The organism is Sporosarcina sp. FSL K6-5500 (assembly GCF_038005665.1).
Taxonomy (GTDB): domain Bacteria; phylum Bacillota; class Bacilli; order Bacillales_A; family Planococcaceae; genus Sporosarcina; species Sporosarcina psychrophila.
Genome location: NZ_JBBOTP010000001.1, coordinates 2936341 through 2954620, shown reverse-complemented (window position 1 = coordinate 2954620; position 18280 = coordinate 2936341). Strand labels below are relative to the sequence as shown.

General features: G+C 39.1%; 16 protein-coding genes. 5 read left to right on the top strand and 11 right to left on the bottom strand.

Annotated features, from left to right (window positions below; translation table 11 throughout):
- Window positions 1–37 precede the first annotated feature (37 nt).
- Together MKX62_RS14175 and serA are read left to right on the top strand one after the other, a co-directional pair.
- Window positions 38–1198: a pyridoxal-phosphate-dependent aminotransferase family protein gene (locus tag MKX62_RS14175; protein ID WP_340741686.1), complete on the top strand. Its 1161-nt coding sequence runs from the start codon at window positions 38–40 to the stop codon at window positions 1196–1198.
- Window positions 1199–2785 carry a phosphoglycerate dehydrogenase gene (gene serA, locus MKX62_RS14170; protein WP_187047035.1) on the top strand — a complete coding sequence of 529 codons (1587 nt, stop codon included), beginning with the start codon at window positions 1199–1201 and terminating at the stop codon, window positions 2783–2785. It abuts the gene before it with no gap.
- Window positions 2786–3110: 325 nt separating this feature from the next.
- Here the strand turns inward: serA and MKX62_RS14165 are convergent, their stop codons facing one another.
- The 6 genes from MKX62_RS14165 to MKX62_RS14140 all read right to left on the bottom strand — a co-directional run bounded on the left by MKX62_RS14165 (window position 3111) and on the right by MKX62_RS14140 (window position 10124).
- On the bottom strand, window positions 3111–3548 hold the full coding sequence (locus tag MKX62_RS14165) for a hypothetical protein (protein ID WP_340741685.1): 438 nt from the start codon (window positions 3546–3548) through the stop codon (window positions 3111–3113).
- A 130-nt stretch (window positions 3549–3678) separates the two neighbouring features.
- Complete coding sequence (locus tag MKX62_RS14160; RefSeq protein WP_338653161.1) at window positions 3679–4107, bottom strand: hypothetical protein; 429 nt, start codon at window positions 4105–4107, stop codon at window positions 3679–3681.
- 397 nt (window positions 4108–4504) lie between these two features.
- Window positions 4505–4963: a YjdJ family protein gene (locus MKX62_RS14155; RefSeq protein ID WP_340741684.1), complete on the bottom strand. Its 459-nt coding sequence runs from the start codon at window positions 4961–4963 to the stop codon at window positions 4505–4507.
- Between the two features lie 873 nt (window positions 4964–5836).
- On the bottom strand, window positions 5837–6643 hold the full coding sequence (locus MKX62_RS14150; RefSeq protein WP_340741683.1) for an HAD family hydrolase: 807 nt from the start codon (window positions 6641–6643) through the stop codon (window positions 5837–5839).
- Between the two features lie 188 nt (window positions 6644–6831).
- Window positions 6832–8898: a catalase gene (locus tag MKX62_RS14145; RefSeq protein WP_340741682.1), complete on the bottom strand. Its 2067-nt coding sequence runs from the start codon at window positions 8896–8898 to the stop codon at window positions 6832–6834.
- 137 nt (window positions 8899–9035) lie between these two features.
- The gene (locus tag MKX62_RS14140) at window positions 9036–10124 is read right to left on the bottom strand and encodes a branched-chain amino acid aminotransferase (RefSeq protein ID WP_340741681.1); all 1089 of its coding nucleotides are present in this window, start codon (window positions 10122–10124) and stop codon (window positions 9036–9038) included.
- Between the two features lie 400 nt (window positions 10125–10524).
- Here MKX62_RS14140 and MKX62_RS14135 point away from each other — a divergent pair, with 400 nt between their 5' ends.
- Entirely contained in the window at window positions 10525–11493 is a 969-nt protein-coding gene (locus MKX62_RS14135; protein ID WP_340741680.1) for a ring-cleaving dioxygenase, read from the top strand.
- A 297-nt stretch (window positions 11494–11790) separates the two neighbouring features.
- Window positions 11791–12438 carry a CPBP family intramembrane glutamic endopeptidase gene (locus tag MKX62_RS14130; RefSeq protein ID WP_340741679.1) on the top strand — a complete coding sequence of 216 codons (648 nt, stop codon included), beginning with the start codon at window positions 11791–11793 and terminating at the stop codon, window positions 12436–12438.
- Window positions 12439–12707: 269 nt separating this feature from the next.
- Here MKX62_RS14130 and MKX62_RS14125 read toward each other — a convergent pair whose 3' ends face one another.
- From MKX62_RS14125 to MKX62_RS14105, 5 genes are all read right to left on the bottom strand, one after another.
- On the bottom strand, window positions 12708–13157 hold the full coding sequence (locus MKX62_RS14125; RefSeq protein WP_067206910.1) for an SRPBCC family protein: 450 nt from the start codon (window positions 13155–13157) through the stop codon (window positions 12708–12710).
- A gap of 160 nt (window positions 13158–13317) precedes the next feature.
- Window positions 13318–14040 carry an amino acid ABC transporter ATP-binding protein gene (locus tag MKX62_RS14120; protein WP_067206907.1) on the bottom strand — a complete coding sequence of 241 codons (723 nt, stop codon included), beginning with the start codon at window positions 14038–14040 and terminating at the stop codon, window positions 13318–13320.
- A gap of 17 nt (window positions 14041–14057) precedes the next feature.
- Window positions 14058–14759, bottom strand: a complete 702-nt coding sequence (locus MKX62_RS14115) for an amino acid ABC transporter permease (RefSeq protein WP_338653165.1) — start codon at window positions 14757–14759, stop codon at window positions 14058–14060.
- Window positions 14760–14844: 85 nt separating this feature from the next.
- On the bottom strand, window positions 14845–15639 hold the full coding sequence (locus tag MKX62_RS14110) for a basic amino acid ABC transporter substrate-binding protein (RefSeq protein ID WP_067206901.1): 795 nt from the start codon (window positions 15637–15639) through the stop codon (window positions 14845–14847).
- Window positions 15640–15881: 242 nt separating this feature from the next.
- A complete protein-coding gene (locus tag MKX62_RS14105; protein WP_067206899.1) occupies window positions 15882–16499 on the bottom strand; it encodes a cyclase family protein in 618 nt (205 codons plus the stop codon).
- A gap of 323 nt (window positions 16500–16822) precedes the next feature.
- On the opposite strand from MKX62_RS14105, the gene zwf reads away from it, so the two are divergent.
- Window positions 16823–18265 carry a glucose-6-phosphate dehydrogenase gene (gene zwf / locus MKX62_RS14100; RefSeq protein ID WP_340742583.1) on the top strand — a complete coding sequence of 481 codons (1443 nt, stop codon included), beginning with the start codon at window positions 16823–16825 and terminating at the stop codon, window positions 18263–18265.
- The last annotated feature ends 15 nt before the right edge of the window (window positions 18266–18280 follow it).

Below are 18280 nucleotides of genomic sequence, written 5' to 3'. Positions count from 1 at the left end.
GCTTTTTTTTATTCCCAAAATCGAGAGGAGAATGAAGATGTTACAAGATCAAATGCTACTTAGGATTCCAGGACCAAGTCCCATCCCGCCAAGTGTACAACGAGCGATGAGTCGACCAATGATTGGCCACCGAGGACAAGAGACATCGAATATGCTTAAAAATATCGCACCAGGTCTGCAACGGATTTTCGGTACGACACAAGACGTTGTTATTTTAACAGGTAGCGGAACAGCTGGTTTGGAAGCTGCTGTTGTAAATATTGTGAAGCCTGGTGATGAAGTATTAGTCATTGTAACAGGCGCATTCGGCGAGCGTTTCTCAAAAATTTGTGAAGCTTACAATATCACGGTTCAAAGCTTAAATGTCGAATGGGGCGAAGCGCTGAATCCCCTAGAAATTAAACGCTATCTACAAGAGCATCCTGAAATCAAAGCTGTATTTTCTACATATTGCGAGACTTCTACTGGCGTATTAAATCCTATCAAGGAACTCGCACAGGCAGTACGTGAAGTGTCAGATGCATTAATCGTCGTCGATGGTGTTTCCTGTGTTGGCGGTGTTGAGACGAGAATGGATGATTGGGGAATCGATGTCCTGGTGACAGGTTCTCAAAAAGCATTCATGCTACCAGCAGGACTGGCTTTCATCGCAGCAAGTGAACGTGCCTGGACTATCATCGAGAATAACCCACAACCACGCTACTATATGGATTTAGTAAGATATCGTGACAATCTGTTAAAAGATACTACCCCTTTCACACCTGCACTATCTTTGTTATTCGGCTTGGAACAAGTTCTTCAGCTTGTCGATCAAGAAGGAGTCGAACAAGTAAATGCACGACATATTTTGATGATGAACATGACGCGCGCCGCTTTCCGGGCATTAGGTATTCCTTTATTAACAAGTGATAAAGATGCCTCTCCTACGGTCACAGCGGTTAAACCGGAAGATTTCGACGCAGAAGCGTTTAGAAAAGTGATTAAACATGAGTTCGGCTTAATCGTAGCAGGCGGCCAACAGCATTTAAGCGGCAAAATATTCCGCATTGGCCATATGGGATACTGTTCTCCCGCAGATGTCCTTCAAACAATCAGTGCGATGGAAATCGGCTTACTCAAAGTCGGCAAAGAAATTGAATTAGGAAAAGGCACTGCCGCTGCACAGCAAGTCTACTTAAACGAAGGAGTGTTGGTCTAAATGACTTTTAATATACTTATTAGCGATCCGTTAAGTGAAGATGGTATTTTTCCATTAAGGCAGGCTGAAGGCTTGAACATTGTCGTTGATACAACTTGCACACCCGCTGAATTAGCGTCTAAAATTCATAACTATGATGCCTTGCTTGTTCGTAGTCAAACACAAGTGACACGCGAAATTATTGAAAAAGCAACGAGGTTAAAAATCATTGGGCGTGCTGGTGTCGGCGTCGACAATATCGATTTAGACGCAGCGACTGAACATGGTATTATCGTTGTCAATGCTCCGGACGGCAACACGAACTCCGCTGCTGAACATACAATTGCAATGCTGATGTCCCTTGCTCGCAAAATTCCACAAGCCTTCAACTCATTAAAAAATCAGCAATGGGACCGCAAGTCATTCATTGGTGTTGAATTAAAAAATAAGACACTCGGTGTAGTAGGTCTTGGTCGTATCGGCGCGGAAGTTGCGGCAAGAGCAAAAGGTCAGCGAATGAATGTCATTGCCTATGATCCTTTCTTAACGGAAGAGAAAGCGAAGAAGATGGGTATTACTGCGGGAACTGTTGAAGAAGTACTAAGAGCAGCAGACTTTATTACTGTTCATACTCCACTTTTGAAAGAAACGCGACATATGATCAATAAAGAAGCCTTTAATCTGATGAAAGACGGCGTTCAAATCATTAACTGCGCACGCGGCGGTATTATCGATGAAGATGCGTTGTATGATGCAATCGTATCGAAGAAAGTTGCAGGAGCTGCACTCGACGTCTTTGAAACGGAACCATTTGTTGGCCATAAACTGCTGACACTTCCTGAAGTCATCGCGACTCCACACTTAGGTGCAAGTACGATTGAAGCGCAAGAAAGCGTTGCGATTGATGTTAGCCGTGATGTAGTCACTTTCTTAAACGGCGGTGCGGTGCAAAATCCAGTCAATCTTCCTTCAGTCTCAAAAGAAGCGCTGGCTAAAGTTGAACCATTCTTTGACTTAGTTGAAAAGTTGGGCGTATTCTTATCTGATTTAGCAGAGGGTGTTATCGAGGAAGTAAATATTTATTACTCAGGGCAGCTTGCTGAATCTGATGTCCGTCCTTTGACACGCAACACGCTAAAAGGCCTGTTGAAGCGCAATCTTGGAAACCATGTCAATGATGTCAACGCCAAGTTTTTGGCAGACCGTATCGGCATCAAGGTTAATGAACATAAAACTTCTACATCTAAAGGTTTTTCAAATTTAGTTACGGTTGAAGTATCGACAACGAATGGAGTAAGACGTGTTGCCGGAACTTTACTAAATGGTTTAGGTGCACGTATTGTCAAAGTCGATGATAATCTTGTCGATGTAAAACCTGATGGCCATTTACTATTCATTAAACATAAAGACCAACCGGGTGCAATTGGCCGGGTCGGAACATTACTAGCAATCGAAAACATCAACATCGCAACGATGCAAGTTGGTCGATCCACTGTTGGCGGTAATGCAATCATGATGCTATCTGTCGATAATCATGTTGAGAAGGCTAACGTAGAACGTTTGAAAGAGCTTGAAGATATCTTTGATGTTATTGCGATTGATTTGTAAGTACGATTCTAATTTATTTTAATATAGTCAGCACTTAATAATTAGATTGTTCTTCCAACACCGCTTAGTCGCTTGGTGATGGCCTCACGCAATAAGCCCGCCATAAGATCACTGTCGGTCTTATTGCTTCGGCTCACACTTGTCGCTCCTTCGCTAGTTTTTTTTATAATGGTGAGATATTCCACCTAGTTAATACTAAATAAATAGTGCCGAATATATAGTCACTAAACAAATGGATAGAGTTATCAGACAAAATCTGATGACTCTATCCATTTTTCTTTTTTAGAAATAGTGAGTGAACAAATAAAGTTTCAAACCCTCAAAATTACAAAGCCCCTTTTTCTTCTACACCAGTACCTAGTTCCCTGCAAATGAAATTAATAAATAATAAATAAAATGGATAACTAATTAGTTGCGAAATAATAATAAGCCCAGAAACTGGAGCAGATTTATCTCCTGGATAAGTTACAGGGAATAAAAATAAAAATATTATGACTAATAGAATTAAATAGGGAAACCAAAGAATGACCGACCAGTAACTTGCTTTTCTACCTTCCAACCAGTTGCTAATCAAAAAGTAAAATAAAAACAGTGTTGAAATAAATCCAGCAAAATGAATAACACCAATCACAATGTCTACTGCATTCACTTGCCATCCTGTCAGCCGCCAAATTCGATAGTAATTGACTTGAAGTTCAATGGAAATAAACAACGCAAAGGCATATAACGCGCTGACCATATTTAACTTCAAAAAGAACTTCACTAACTAAAAACCTCCATCATTTTAAGATGTATGTGAATGGATTACCACGTATTTTAATAGGTTATTGATGATATGAATTATCCCTAAAGACTAACCTGTCTGGTTAATAACAATGCCGTTCCACAGTATATTATTTGTATTTACTATAAGACGTTCTTTCTGGCATCAGGGATTCGATAAAATTGATATCTTTTTCATTTACCACGCCCGCAAAGAATTCCGTTCCGTTATGTTCAGAACTAAAAATTAATATTTCATTTCTTCTTAGAAAGATTGAAAACCATTTGATTTCAATCTTTCTGTTTAAGTTAGTAAATAAATAGTCAACCATCTCCGCTGTTTTATTTCCTGTGAAAATAGTCATTTCGTTTTCAACGGATATTTCAAAAGATTCCTTGGCCCTAGATTTAACTTCTTCTATCAAAGCCTTTTCAATACTCCAGCAATGGATTTCAATATTGTCCGACTGATCCAAAAAGTATTTCATCAAAGGAACCCAGTAATCATTTTTTTCGTTTCCTCCCACTACAGGTACTTCAAAATATAATTTATAATTCATTTTAATTATCCCCTTTAACTCGTTTTCCATAGAATGGTTCCCAAACAATTTCACAATCGAACTAGATGAATAAGAATCATCATTTATTGAGTTCGTTCCATTTTGTACGACGATTTTTCCACTATATTCATCGCAGGAATCAGTATCACTTTTAGAAATATAAAGTTGTTTTTTTATTCTATATATTGGACAAATGAATACCTATTTGAACTGAGCAAAGGCGCCTTACAAGGGGTAGCCAACCAAACAACGAAGAGTTCGGTTTGTATAATTTCTGCGTTCTTTGCAGAAATTATACAGTTAATGCCAAGAGGCTATTCCATATAGGTTAAAGGATACCTCATCTGGCTTAGGGCTTCGACATCCCCGAGCGCCGGAGCGAATTCAATGGAGTTCTTTATTTCAACCTATAGAGTCTAACCACTGCAGTAACTAGAATTAAAATACCGATAAACAAAAGACTAGCGAAAATGATTTTCAAACCGCTAGTTGGAGAATTAGACAGGAAACCGCCTAATACCAGGAATAAAACACTAATAGAAGCAAGGTAATACGTGAACACCTTATGGTTACGTTTAAATAAAATATACCCCAGGAGGATTATGAGATATGTCCCACTTAACAACATTAGCAAAGGAAATACAGGTGCAAATTTAGCTGCATACATAAAATAATCAATTGGTAGAATTTCGCTTGCGTTTTCCACTTGTCCATTCACTATTCCAGAAAAAAGCGCGGTATGTTTCCATTCCCAAGAATGCTCTAGTAGTGCGCTACCTTCATACCATGCTACCCCAGTAGAAAATAGTAAAAGAATTGATGCCAAAACCAATTGGATGATGACCCTAAAAGACATTTTCTCCACCTCAAATTATCGATAAACTCTGATTTCCATTTACTCACAACTTAAATATCTCTACTATATATGTTGAACAAATGAATACGACGTATGCGGTTTACAAGGGCTTTTGGAAGGCTACTGAAAAACCCTAATAATTGGAATGAAATAGAAATCCTACGAATACCGCTTCGACGCTTTGTGGATGCCTACCACGAAGACGCGCCTTCGCTAGATGGTCTATGTGAGAAAGCGCATTTCATTATTAGTGGTGAAATCTGCAACCTGGATTGCCTCTTTCTTGACTATAATTATATATGTTGAATCCGGTATATATACTGAGCGAAGGCGCCTTAACAGGGGTCGCCGAAGCCATAAGACTGGCGGCGAAGCTGCTTGGCTTATGGCGGGAGGCATCCCCTAGCGCCGGAGCGGTTCAATGGGATTCATTTATGTAGTATCAACTAGTAATCACATTATAATCTCAGCATATACATCTCAAAATCACATTTTTCTCGATATTGAACACCCTAGCGCAGGCGCGGCAAAGGGGTCGCCGAAGCCGTAAGACTGGATGCGAAGCGATAATCCAGGCTTATGGCGGAAGGCATCCCCAAAGCGCCAAGCGTTCTATAATCCACACCCCGAATTATAACTCTCTCATTATCGAGAACCACAGCAGATTCAATGGGATTCTTTAATTCAACATATATAATACGTTCTTCACGATACGAAGATTCCGTTAATTTTAGATGATCAATCCAAAACTATTTTCATTTCCATAATTTAAATCCCGCACAAAAAAGCGCTGACCAACTGGAGCGCTTTTTCGTTTTGTAATGTAAGCAGTTTGTCCACTCCATCCTCAATCCTTCAGGATAGATTTGATACTCATTGGACAGCCTGTTTCTTATTCAACTCTTCAAGGATAGGATATAACTTTTCTAAATGATTAATTTCATAAGTCGGTACAACTTCTTCACTGGGCAGTTTATTCTCCCGATTAATCCAGACAGAACGCATTCCGACACGTGATGCTCCTAAAATATCCGTCATTAGATTATCGCCTACCATTATTGCTTCCTCTGCAGTTACGCCGCTTTCAGTAAGCACATGTTGAAAAATAGATACGTCTGGCTTCCCTATTCCGAATGCGCCTGAGATGATGATTTGGTCAAAATAAGGAACGAGTTCGGATGTGACTTCAAGTTTCGTGTGTTGTAAACTTGGTGAACCATTTGTTAATAGTACAAGCTTGTATGTATCTTTCAGACGGTCCAGCACTTCGAATGTTTCTTCATATAAATAGGGATGCTTTTTTCGTTCCTGTGGGAATAATTCTGCTAACGTGCTGCCAAGGTCTTCATCATTAATGCCGATTCGCTGAAGTCCATTTGTCCACGCTTCCTTACGATAGCCTGGAACAATTGCTTTCATTTTTTGAAAATAGTCCCCTTCATCATTGAATGTCCCCCAGAGGCCTTCGAATGGGTTAATGCCAATCATCTGAGTAAATTCATAGGTATCATACGATTCGTAAAGCTTTCTCGCTTCCAATCTGACAGCTTCTTCAAGTTTAGCAGGATTAAGATCATGTACTTGGGCTGCATGTTCACATGTTTTTTCGAATGCGGTTTCTACACTTTTTTTATCCCATAATAATGTATCATCCAAATCAAAAATAATCGCTTTTATCATAAGAAATCATCCCCTATCTGCTTTATAAACTAGTATACATGATTTCAGACTAGTTTAACGAGTAAGAACAAAAGCGCTAGAGTCTAGACGTGAAATAGCTTCTCTTGGTGTTTAACCACAGTACGAGATTTTATAATTTCCTAGTCAAAAAAAAACCGCTCCCTATTTCTAATCGGAGCGGCCATTCTTCAATAAATTTCTCTGTCCCAGAAGCGTTGCTGTGCGATTGCTTTTACAAAATCATCATCAAAATCGGGATTATCCGTCGCGAAGACAATTCCTGGCCCCGCCTTCGCATTTGATAATTCAAAGAAAGGAAGACCTGTCGATGCAAATCCAATCGGTTTATAATGCTTGAACGATTCGTTAATAAAGTATTGGATATTGGAATTGAATTTTGCTTGATTTTCAGCCGTACCACCAACAACATATAAGCTATCAAATAAAACCGGATCCATTGTAAGGAATGTTTCATTAACGATTACATTAAGGCCATCCGCACCTCTTACTGTGCCTAGTTTTTCACCAACAATATCCACTGTGACGCCATATTTCCTTAACGTTTTGACAGCTCTTTTCACTTCTGCACCATTAAAATCATTGCCAATCAGCACGCCGACTTTCAACGTGTAAGGGACTCTCGTCGTATTTTGCTGACTGAGTGCCGGTGATGAGGCCTTGACGTTCACTTGCTTGCTAGTAGGAGGGTTTACCCCGACACCATCTGCGATATGGATTGCCAATTCTTTATCCACATTGGCAAACATATCAACGACTTGCTGTCTCACACTTTTACTAGCCACTTTCCCAACTTCAAAGATGAATGCATCAGTGATATGTTGCTTCTCTGGTGGCGACATACTGTTCCAAAATAGCCTTGCCTGAGAAAAGAAATCTTTGAATGAATCGCTTCTTGCTTGAATGATACGCCCTTCCACTTTTTCTGCATAATGGACGAATCCACCTTCTTTCGCAGTAGAAGTGGACGGTGTATTATCCGCAAGCGAGTTTTTATGGTAACTGACCTGCCCAACATCAATCCTCTGACGGCTATAGCCATTTCGCTGATTATTATGGAATGGACAGACGGCACGATTGATAGGAATCTCAGTGAAATTCGGTCCCCCGAGGCGAATGAGTTGTGTATCTAAATAGGAAAATAATCTACCTTGTAGAAGTGGGTCATTTGTGAAATCAATTCCAGGTACGACATTACCCGGATGGAACGCAACTTGCTCTGTTTCCGCGAAGACGTTATCAACATTTCGATTAAGTGTCATCTTGCCAAATATTTTAACAGGAACGATTTCTTCCGGCCAAAGTTTCGTAGCATCTAGTACATCGAAATCGAACATGAATTCATCTTTTTCATCAATCATTTGTACACCGAGTTCATACTCCGCAAAATTACCATGTTCAATTGACTCCCATAAATCCCGCCGTTGAAAGTCTGGATCTTTTCCTGAAATCTTCTGTGCCTCATCCCATACAAGCGAATGTACCCCAAGTGCTGGTTTCCAGTGGAACTTTACAAACCGGCCTTTGCCTTGTTCATTGACGAATCGGAATGTATGAACACCGAATCCCTCCATCATTCGCCAACTCCTCGGAATCGCCCGATCTGACATTAGCCACATGACCATATGAGCCGATTCTTGGTTGTTAGCAACAAAGTCCCAAAACGTATCATGTGCAGAGGCAGCTTGCGGCATCTCATTATGTGGTTCAGGCTGTATCGCATGGACAAGATCCGGGAACTTAATGCCATCTTGGATGAAAAAGATGGGAATATTGTTACCCACAAGATCATAGTTCCCTTCCTCCGTATAAAACTTAACAGCAAATCCTCGTACATCCCTTACTGTATCCGCAGAACCTTTGCTCCCTACAACATTCGAGAATCTCGTAAAAACTGGGGTTTTCGTTCCGGGTTCCTGCAGAAATCCTGCTTTTGTAAATTCCCTCATTGATTCATACAATTCGAAAAACCCGTGCGCTGCATATCCTCTGGCGTGTACAACCCGCTCTGGAATCCTTTCATTGTCAAAGTGAGTTAATTTTTCTCGAAAATGAAAGTCCTCCATTAATGTTGGTCCACGGATACCCGCTTTCAATGATTCCTCGTCATTCGAAACTTTCAGTGCTTGATTTGTTGTCATTTTTGTTCCTTCATTATTCACACGGAATTGTTCCAACTGTTTATCTTTACTGTTTTCATCTATGACTTGTTTGTGGTTTGGTGATAATTTATCCACACAATCCCCTTCCGCTATCCATTTAGTAATTCTAGGCGCTTCCCTACTATATGCAGGACTTCCCCAACTGGATACAAAGAAAAGGATAGCACCTTGGAAGGGCTACCCTTTTCTTCACCTTTATATAGAAGAAACAATTATACTTTTACCGTGTCAGTGACTTCAACTACCCACCCGAATGAATCTTCCACTTTACCGGTTTGAATACCCGTTAGTGTCTCATACAGTTTTTTAGATAATTCACCGGTTTCATTATTATTAACGACCATTATGTCATCGCCCCAATTGAGTTCTCCAATTGGTGAAACAACTGCCGCCGTTCCCGTTCCGAATGCTTCCTCTAAGGTACCTGCTTGGTGTGCTGAACGAAGTTCTTCCATGGATATTTTACGTTCAACAACCGGAATATCCCAATGCCTCAGTAATTGAAGGATTGACTTCCTCGTAATTCCTTCTAAAATACTGCCATTTAATATTGGTGTAATAACTTCACCGTTAATTTTGAAGAAGACGTTCATACTTCCCACTTCTTCTATATACTTTCTTTCTACACCATCAAGCCAAAGAACTTGTGAATAACCTTTTTTGCTTGCTATTTCTTGTGCTCTTAGCCCGGACGCGTAGTTACCCGCCGTTTTTGCCGTTCCAGTTCCGCCTGCTACTGCACGCACATACTCATTTTCAACGAGAATTTTAACGGGATGAATTCCTTCTTTATAATACGATCCAACAGGAGAAAGGATAATGATGAATTTATATTTCTTCGATGGTGAAACGCCAAGATAGGGTTCAGTCGCAACCATGAATGGTCTTATGTACAGGGAAGTTCCTTCTGTTACTGGAATCCAGTCTTTATCGATAGAAATTAATTTTTCTAAAGCTTCGATTGCAATTTCTTCATTGAAAGCTGGCATGCATAAGCGTTCACTCGATTTGTTCATGCGACGCATGTTTTCTTCTGGGCGGAATAACAATACTTGCCCCTCTTTGCCTACATAGGCTTTTAATCCTTCAAAAATTGTTTGTCCATAGTGAAAAACGGTTGCCGCCGGATCCAGTTCAAGTGGTGCATATGGAATGATTCTATGATCCGTCCAGCCTTGGCCTTCACAATAGTCAGCCACAAACATATGGTCTGTAAATACTCTTCCGAATTCCAACTGATCTGATTGTGGTTGTTGTTTTTTTGATTCACTCAATGTGACAGTGATTACATGGTTCGTCATGATGTGTGCATCTCCCTATGTCTAATTTTCAGGCCAGCTGATTTGGCTATTTCCGTATATTATGTGATTAAAAAGGAATACCTAGATAAGCGTTACCTCACGCTTAAACGATATTCCTTCATTTATCCATGTACGTAAATAACTTTCTAATAATATAGATTATATCAACTTCTTCGTAAATAAGCTATCTAATCATAAAAATATATCACATTTTTTATAGTCCCTTTCCAGAATTAAGAATAATCGTTCTGAATACCTATGAAGATAAAAACAGATGATATGTATGGATATTGAACCCTCGAAGGGACACATCTCTTGACAATTTCGTCCTCTCGCTGTAATATTAGCTTGAATTCAAGATAACTTTACAAAGATATTATCCAAGAGAGGATTGATAAAGATGAACGTAAAAGGCATTCACCATCTAACAGCAATGACTGGTAGCGCGGCGCATAACTTTAAGTTTTACACTGAGGTACTTGGTATGCGACTAGTGAAAAAAACAGTAAATCAGGACGACACAACTGCTTATCATTTATTTTACGGAGATGAGCAAGGGAATCCAGGAACTGAACTGACATTTTTTGATTTCCCAAATGCTGGACCAAAACGAGCAGGTGTCAGTAGTATTTCCAACTCATCACTTCGTGTAGCAAGTGACGCTGCACTAAATTATTGGATTGAACGCTTTACTGAATTTAACGTAAAACATGCACCCATTTCAGAATTTGCTGGTCGCAATGTTATTTTCTTCGAAGATGCGGAAGGCCAACAATTGACGCTCGTTTCCGATGAGACAAATTCAGTCGCTGCGACTGGAACTCCATGGGATAAGAGCCCTGTTCCGATTGAGTATGGGATAACTGGGCTTGGTCCAGTTAGGCTAACTGTTCGCACTCCTGAACCGACTATCGCAGCCCTTCAAATACTCGGGTTTACAGAGAAGAACCGTGTTCCAGCTCTTATTGAAGGACAAGACGACATCGTTGTTATGGAAGTCGGAGATGGTGGTTCAGGCGCTGAAGTGTATGTTGAGCCACGCAATGACTTGCCTGCAGAGGTTCAAGGGATAGGCGGCGTTCACCACGTAGCTTTCCGTGTTAATGACGAAGAAGAACTACATGCATGGATTGATAAAATTAACAGTACACGATTGCCGAACTCCGGATTTGTAGAGCGATTCTATTTCCGTTCACTATACTTCCGCGAGCCAAATGGTATCCTATTTGAACTTGCAACAGATGGACCTGGATTCGCAACAGATGAGCCGCTTGAAACATTGGGTGAGTCACTTGCGCTACCACCATTTTTGGAAGGTAAACGTGCGGCAATTGAAGCGAATATCAAACCATTGAATACAAGTAGATAAAAGAGCTGCGTGTAGAGATAATGTCTGGCTCTATACATCAAGATTCCTATATGGAGTAATCACCATTACTGGTGGTTACTTCTTTTTTATTGGAATATATTTTATGCGTTAACCATGAAAATCTAACTTGAAATTGTTTAGTGTAATCGATATATCCTTCAAAATCCAATTAGTAGATTATACTGATTAATTAATCGGTAAATGATACGATATAATGGATACGGTTTAAAATGATAGTCATTGCTACCCGAAAGATAGGGATCTTTATTACGACTTAAAACACATGGAGGATTTATAATGAAACTCTCAGTTTTATTAATTGGCCCTACGATTATAATCTTTTTAGGTTTAATCATATTCAAAAGTGTCCCTATTACCTTTATCCTATTCTATGGTTGGCTTTTATTTGTTCCGATTCTGCTATACTTTAGAAATAACAGTATTCGATGGAATCGTAAAAAACACCTCAATCTCAAATCTTTCACAGTTGGTCTGATTAGTGGTGTTATTTCTTTGGTAGCTATTTACGGGGCAGTTGCACTACTACATAATTTAGTTTTCGATCTTGGCGAACTAAAACAAATTTTGGTGGAGTGGAATTTCACAGGAAGTATCCTTTTCTGGTTAATTATTTTCCTCATCTTCATCAATCCTGTTTTGGAGGAGCTCTATTGGAGAGATGTTATGTATAAGCGCCTTATAGATAGAGTAGGTGCGGCTCAAACGATTATGATTACATCATTTTTTTATAGTCTATATCATCTAGTTCCCCTCTTTTCAATTTTCACATTTCCTTTTAATTTCATTGCTGTTATTCCAGTATTTATAGCAGGTCTTATGTGGGGCTACTTTAGATACAAATTGAATTCAATCAGCGCATCAATTATTAGTCATATCCTAGCTGATCTTGGAATCATGTTGGTTTACTTGAACTATATTTTGTAATTTGCCCTACCAAATATCCCCTAAGTAATTTACTCTATTTGTTGAGATAAAGAATCCCATTGAATTCGCTAGGGAATGCTGCCAGTCTTTGGGCTACGGCTCCCCCTTTAAGGCGCCTTTGCTTAGTTTATATAGGAATTCGGTGTATGTTGTGTTGTCCTCAAATCATATTGGTACTCATCATGATAAAAAGGCCATTCCCCGTGGGATGGCCTTTTCTATTGTATAGACTCCATCATCCAGTTAGTTTCTGTGAGAGGATCGATAGTTTAGTTTTCCGATTCAGCTACCTCTTTTACCCGTTGTAAAAATTCCACTACAATCTTGTCTGTGGAAAACAGTAAAAATAATTTCATGAACCATTTTAACGGACGATTCGTCGCAGTATAGGTTAAAGAAGTTCTGTGATCACTGAGCTTGACCAGCTCGTAGCGCGCCGTTATATCAAACATATTAGCAAGTGTAAAACCAACCTTTAACTTTTTCGCATTCGGGGAATCGTCATACTCTAACGTTTCTATTTGGTACTCCATAACACGCTTTCCTTCTTTATATTTTTGTAAATACACACTTCCGACCATTCCATCTGTTATTGTAATAGGTTTATTTTCAACTACTTGTGGCATAATTTTTTGCATATTTTCTAAAGAACCATTAAAAAAATTCCATACTTGCTCAATTGGCGCATCAATCTCTATTTCCTTCGTCCACTGTTTCATAATAAAAATCACCTCACAAAAATTTGCTTACATGTATTATAAATTTCACTTTACCACACAAGAAGATTCACAAATTCCTTCATAAAAAAGGAAAACAGTATAAGCGAACATACATCGCCTATCTGCTTTCCTTGATTCCAGCTTGCAAGATTGGTCCAAACTAGAGCACTTTACTTAAAAATGCTTTTGTTCGTTCGTTTTTGGGTTTATTAAATACTTGATCAGGTATACCTTCTTCTACGATTATTCCTTGATCCATAAACATCACGCGATCGCCCATCTCTCTCGCGAAGCCCATTTCATGCGTGACGACGACCATTGTCATCCCTTCAATTGCAAGCTGTTTCATAACATCCAGCACTTCTTTCACCATTTCTGGGTCGAGTGCAGAAGTCGGTTCATCGAATAGCATGATTTTAGGTTGCATCGCTAATGCTCTCGCAATTGCAACACGTTGCATTTGACCACCCGATAACTGTTCGGGATAAGAATTCGCTTTATCAGCTAGTCCGACCTTCTTCAACAATTCATGAGCTAGTTTTTCCGCTTCCGCAGAATTCATTTTCCGGATTTTCCGCGGAGAAATAGTGATATTATCGATTACACGCATATGCGGGAACAGGTTAAACTGTTGAAACACCATACCAACATCTTTCCGGATTCCATTGATATCCGTTTTCGGGTCATTTACTTTAACTCCGTCTATAAAAATGTTGCCGGCCGTAATATCTTCCAACAAATTTATACAGCGTAAAAATGTACTTTTCCCAGAACCACTTGGACCGATAACACAAATGACTTCTTTTTCTTTCACTTCATAATCGATTCCTTTTAACACTTCCAATTTCCCAAAAGACTTATAGAGGCCTTCCACTTTAATCATTTGATCACCTTCCTACCTTAACGCCGAGTTGAGAACATTTTCTTTCTTTGCATTGGAACATAGCTATTACTGAAGCGTTTTTCTACATACGAAATAATTTTACCGAAAACGAAAGTTAGACACAAATAAAGTATTGCAACCGTAAGATAGGGCTCCCAAAACCTTGAATAAGCTCCGGCAACTACTTTCCCCGCGTACAATAAATCATTAGCTGCGATAATCGTAACTAATGATGAATCTTTTAGAAGGGCAATCAATTCATTCCCAAGTGGTGGAACCATCCGTCTAAAAGCCTGCGGTAGAATAATATTTTTCATCGCTACATTTTGCGTCATTCCAAGAGACCTTGCCGCTTCCATTTGCCCTTTTTCAATCGACTGAATACCCGCACGTATAATTTCCGCATTGTATGCAGCGCTATTTAAAACAAGCGCAAGTGCACCTGATACAAAATAACCCAATGAGTGACCGAAAATCCCTGGAATAAGTGCTAGATGTATTAATAAAATTTGTACTAATAATGGCGTCCCACGGAAAAAGTCGACATAGTATTTGGATGGATAATAGATCCACTTTTTCTTGGATAATTTCCCCATACCCACGAATAAGCCTAATACAAATCCTCCCAAATAGCCAACTACGGTGAGTGCTAAAGTAATTCCAATTCCACGAATGAATAATTCGCGATAATTCCATATCATTTCCCATCTAATATCCATTAAATCCAGAAAATCTAGGAAAACCAATTCAATCACTCCCATTAAATGACTTGGTGTATGCATATCGTCTTTAAACTACAAACGATTAGTCAACATCAAACCCTGTGATTTCCTTCAATTTCCCGTTGTCCTTGATAATTTTAATCCCTTCATTCAGCATGTCAATAATTTCTGTATTGCCTTTTTTGACCATTAATCCATAAAACTCTTTTTCAAAACTATCATCTTCTACTGTTTTAAGTTTCACCTTCGGGTTGTTCGCTTTGTAATCAATGATAACTGCATTATCCCCTACAGCTGCATCTGCATTACCATTAATCATTTCACTAATTGCTAGTGGCATAGATTCTGTTGCTACAATTTTGGAACTTGTATTCCCTAGAAGTTCCCTAGTTACGATATGACCCGTTGTATTGATTTGAACAGAAACCCTTTTATCTTTCAAATCTTCAAACTTGGCAACAGTTGAATCTTCCGGTACAAGAATCAATTGGTTTGCAGCAAAATATGGATCTGAAAAATCGAATGATTCTTTGCGTTCATCTGTGATCGTAATCGATGACACAGCAAAATCCACTTCTCCACCATCTACTGCCGGGAATAAAGGCTCCCAACCGTAGTTTTTGAATTCAACTTCAAATCCTGCAGCTTCTGCAATCGCTTTCACAATATCAATATCTATCCCAACAATATTGCCTTTCTCATCCATTAACTCCATTGGTGCATACGTTGCATCCGTCCCAACTTTTAATACTCTTTTTCCACTGTCTCCATCTTTCGATGAACCAGAATCCTTCGTGCCTGTTCCACAAGCAAACAATAGAATGCTTACACTCGCTAACAGTAACCCCAATGATATAAAGCGCAATCCTTTTTTCATCGTCATTCCCCCTTATGTTTTTGAGTTCCTGCAACATGTATCACTATAGTTATCCGAAAGTTCTGGATAGTTACTTTATTATATACGAGTCATCAGTCCTATACAATAGAAAAATAGACGTTACCTAAGCACAACCGACTAGGGTATAATCCACAGACCAATAATTTTATAGTTTCCTATAGGAACAACAAAATCCCACCGGTAATAGTTACCCGGTGGGATTTGATTCTCAATTAATAAAATTATTGTAGTCCCTCAAATAATAACACTCTTGCAGGTGATGCATCTGTACCCGTCAATTTTAAAGGTGCAGCAACCATGAAATAGTCCCCTTGTTCAACTTCTTTTAAACGAAGTCCTTCAATAATAATAATTTCGTTTGCAAATAATGTTTTATGAGTTGGATGTCCTTCTTGGCTTCTTTCAATTCCAAGCGTATCTATTCCCACTCCTCGAATACCAATCTCGGAAAGATATTCTGCTCCATCTTGTGCAAGATAAATAAAATCAAAATTAAATGTATCCTCAAAAGAATTCTTCGTTTTAAATAGAACGAAATCACTCTTTTGGATCTCAAATTTTTCTAAATCCGCTTTAGAAATCCCATCTTCTACATTTGTTAGATCGAGTACTTTACACTGTCCCACAAGACTTTCCATTGGAATTGATTCGAATGTATCTCCATCTACAACCATGTGTAGCGGCGCATCGATGTGTGTTCCTGTATGCACATCAATCTCCAACCGAGTTTCGGTTACATAGCCATTTGTTACCCGATTAAGTTTTGGTTGTTTTTCAGGTTTATCTTTGTAAACAGTCATACCTTCATAAATAGTGCCTGTTACATCATGCATTTTCATTTTAGCAACACTTCCTTTTTTTTAGTGTCTGACTATATAGCTATCCTCGCATGAAATTTAGCATGCCGTCTAGCAAAACTACTTTCGTTACCTCATCAGTATACCAAAATTGACACTAAGTTCATGCATGTCCTCTATATATGATTTTATTTATAGTCTTAGAACCACACATCGTTTAATGATATACTTGAAGCAGTTTCAAGTATAATTCGTGTCTACACTACAATTGGAGGAAAGCGAAAATGGATAACGTAACAGCCTCAGTTGGACCTGATGAAAAAAATCAATTAATTGATTTCCAAGAAGAATGGACAACCCAAGACATGACCTTTGTTTTATTTGGAGCAACGGGAGACTTAGCAAAACGTAAATTATTTCCTGCTTTATATAATTTGTTTCTCGACGACAAATTGCCAGATTCAATCTCCATAATTGGTTTAGGCAGAAACTATTTTTCCGATGACATTTTCCAATCAAAAGTCGAAAGTGCACTTCGTGAATATTCTAGAAGAGCTGTCCAAACTACCGGATTGAATGAATTTTTAGCCAAATTTCGATACTGTAAATTTGATGCAACAGACAATGATTCGTATCAAAACCTACATGAACTTATTCACGACAGAGAAATAGAATTAAACATTCCCGGAAATCGACTTTTCTATTTGTCGGTTGCTCCTCAACTGGTTGATATCATTACATCTGGTCTTAATCAAAGCGGTATCAGTCAAACATCAGGCTGGAAGCGGCTCATAGTTGAGAAACCCTTCGGAAGCGATTTAAAGACGGCACGACAATTAAACGAGAGTTTGAACAACGCTTTCAATGATGAAGAAATTTACAGAATCGACCACTATCTTGGAAAACCTATGGTCCAAAATCTCGAATCCTTTGAATTCGCCAATCCGATATTTGGTTCATTATTAGATCATAAACGAATTGCTAATATACAAATCACAGCATGTGAAACGGTCGGGGTAGAAACACGAGCCGATTATTACGATCAAGCAGGTGCAATTCGGGATATGGTTCAGAATCATCTTCTTCAGTTAGTAATGATGACGGCCCTTCACCTACCCGAAAAAATGACTGCTGAAGAAATTCGAAAGCAAAAAGTAACGATCATGGAATCCCTTCGACCTATCAATAAAGATAAGATGGAACAAGATGTTGTACGTGGTCAATACGAAGCCGGTGAGATTTTTGACACCCCGGTTGTTGGTTATAAAGAAGAGCCTGGGGTTAATGCTTCTTCAATGAATGATACTTATTTCGCAGCTCGCCTCTATATTGACAATCCATCTTGGAGCGGAATCCCCTTTTATATACGAACAGGGAAACGGATAGGTACAAAATCCACCAAGATTGTCATTGAGTTTACGAACAATGTAAAACAAATAGATGCCCTTCCAGCCGATGGGATCACTCCAAACTTATTGATATTCGAAATTAGTCCGAATGAAGGTATTTCTTTAGTGATAAATATGAAAAACCCTTCAAGTAACCAATTTGAGCCAGCTTCCATTAATTTCTCCACCAATTCAGAGGATCAGCCAGAAGCATATGAACTACTTCTATTTGATGCGATACGCGGTAATGCAACATTCTTCGCTAATTGGAAAGAAGTTGAATTATCATGGCAGTGGATTCAACCACTCCTAGAAGCGTTTCAAGAGAATACACTACCTTTACATTCATACCCTGCCGGTTCAAATGGGCCAGAAGCAGCTAATCAACTATTGCAGGCCGATCAATTTAATTGGTGGTAAAGAGCCGCCTGTTCA

Excerpts from the sequence above, each read along its gene's own strand:
- MKX62_RS14175 (WP_340741686.1), top strand. The coding sequence starts at position 38 with ATGTTACAAGATCAAATGCTACTTAGGATTCCAGGACCAAGTCCCATC.
- serA (WP_187047035.1), top strand. The coding sequence starts at position 1,199 with ATGACTTTTAATATACTTATTAGCGATCCGTTAAGTGAAGATGGTATT.
- MKX62_RS14160 (WP_338653161.1), bottom strand. The coding sequence starts at position 4,107 with ATGAATTATAAATTATATTTTGAAGTACCTGTAGTGGGAGGAAACGAA.
- MKX62_RS14155 (WP_340741684.1), bottom strand. The coding sequence starts at position 4,963 with ATGTCTTTTAGGGTCATCATCCAATTGGTTTTGGCATCAATTCTTTTA.
- MKX62_RS14150 (WP_340741683.1), bottom strand. The coding sequence starts at position 6,643 with ATGATAAAAGCGATTATTTTTGATTTGGATGATACATTATTATGGGAT.
- MKX62_RS14140 (WP_340741681.1), bottom strand. The coding sequence starts at position 10,124 with ATGACGAACCATGTAATCACTGTCACATTGAGTGAATCAAAAAAACAA.
- MKX62_RS14135 (WP_340741680.1), top strand. The coding sequence starts at position 10,525 with ATGAACGTAAAAGGCATTCACCATCTAACAGCAATGACTGGTAGCGCG.
- MKX62_RS14130 (WP_340741679.1), top strand. The coding sequence starts at position 11,791 with ATGAAACTCTCAGTTTTATTAATTGGCCCTACGATTATAATCTTTTTA.
- MKX62_RS14125 (WP_067206910.1), bottom strand. The coding sequence starts at position 13,157 with ATGAAACAGTGGACGAAGGAAATAGAGATTGATGCGCCAATTGAGCAA.
- MKX62_RS14120 (WP_067206907.1), bottom strand. The coding sequence starts at position 14,040 with ATGATTAAAGTGGAAGGCCTCTATAAGTCTTTTGGGAAATTGGAAGTG.
- MKX62_RS14115 (WP_338653165.1), bottom strand. The coding sequence starts at position 14,759 with ATGGATATTAGATGGGAAATGATATGGAATTATCGCGAATTATTCATT.
- MKX62_RS14110 (WP_067206901.1), bottom strand. The coding sequence starts at position 15,639 with ATGAAAAAAGGATTGCGCTTTATATCATTGGGGTTACTGTTAGCGAGT.
- MKX62_RS14105 (WP_067206899.1), bottom strand. The coding sequence starts at position 16,499 with ATGAAAATGCATGATGTAACAGGCACTATTTATGAAGGTATGACTGTT.
- zwf (WP_340742583.1), top strand. The coding sequence starts at position 16,823 with ATGACCTTTGTTTTATTTGGAGCAACGGGAGACTTAGCAAAACGTAAA.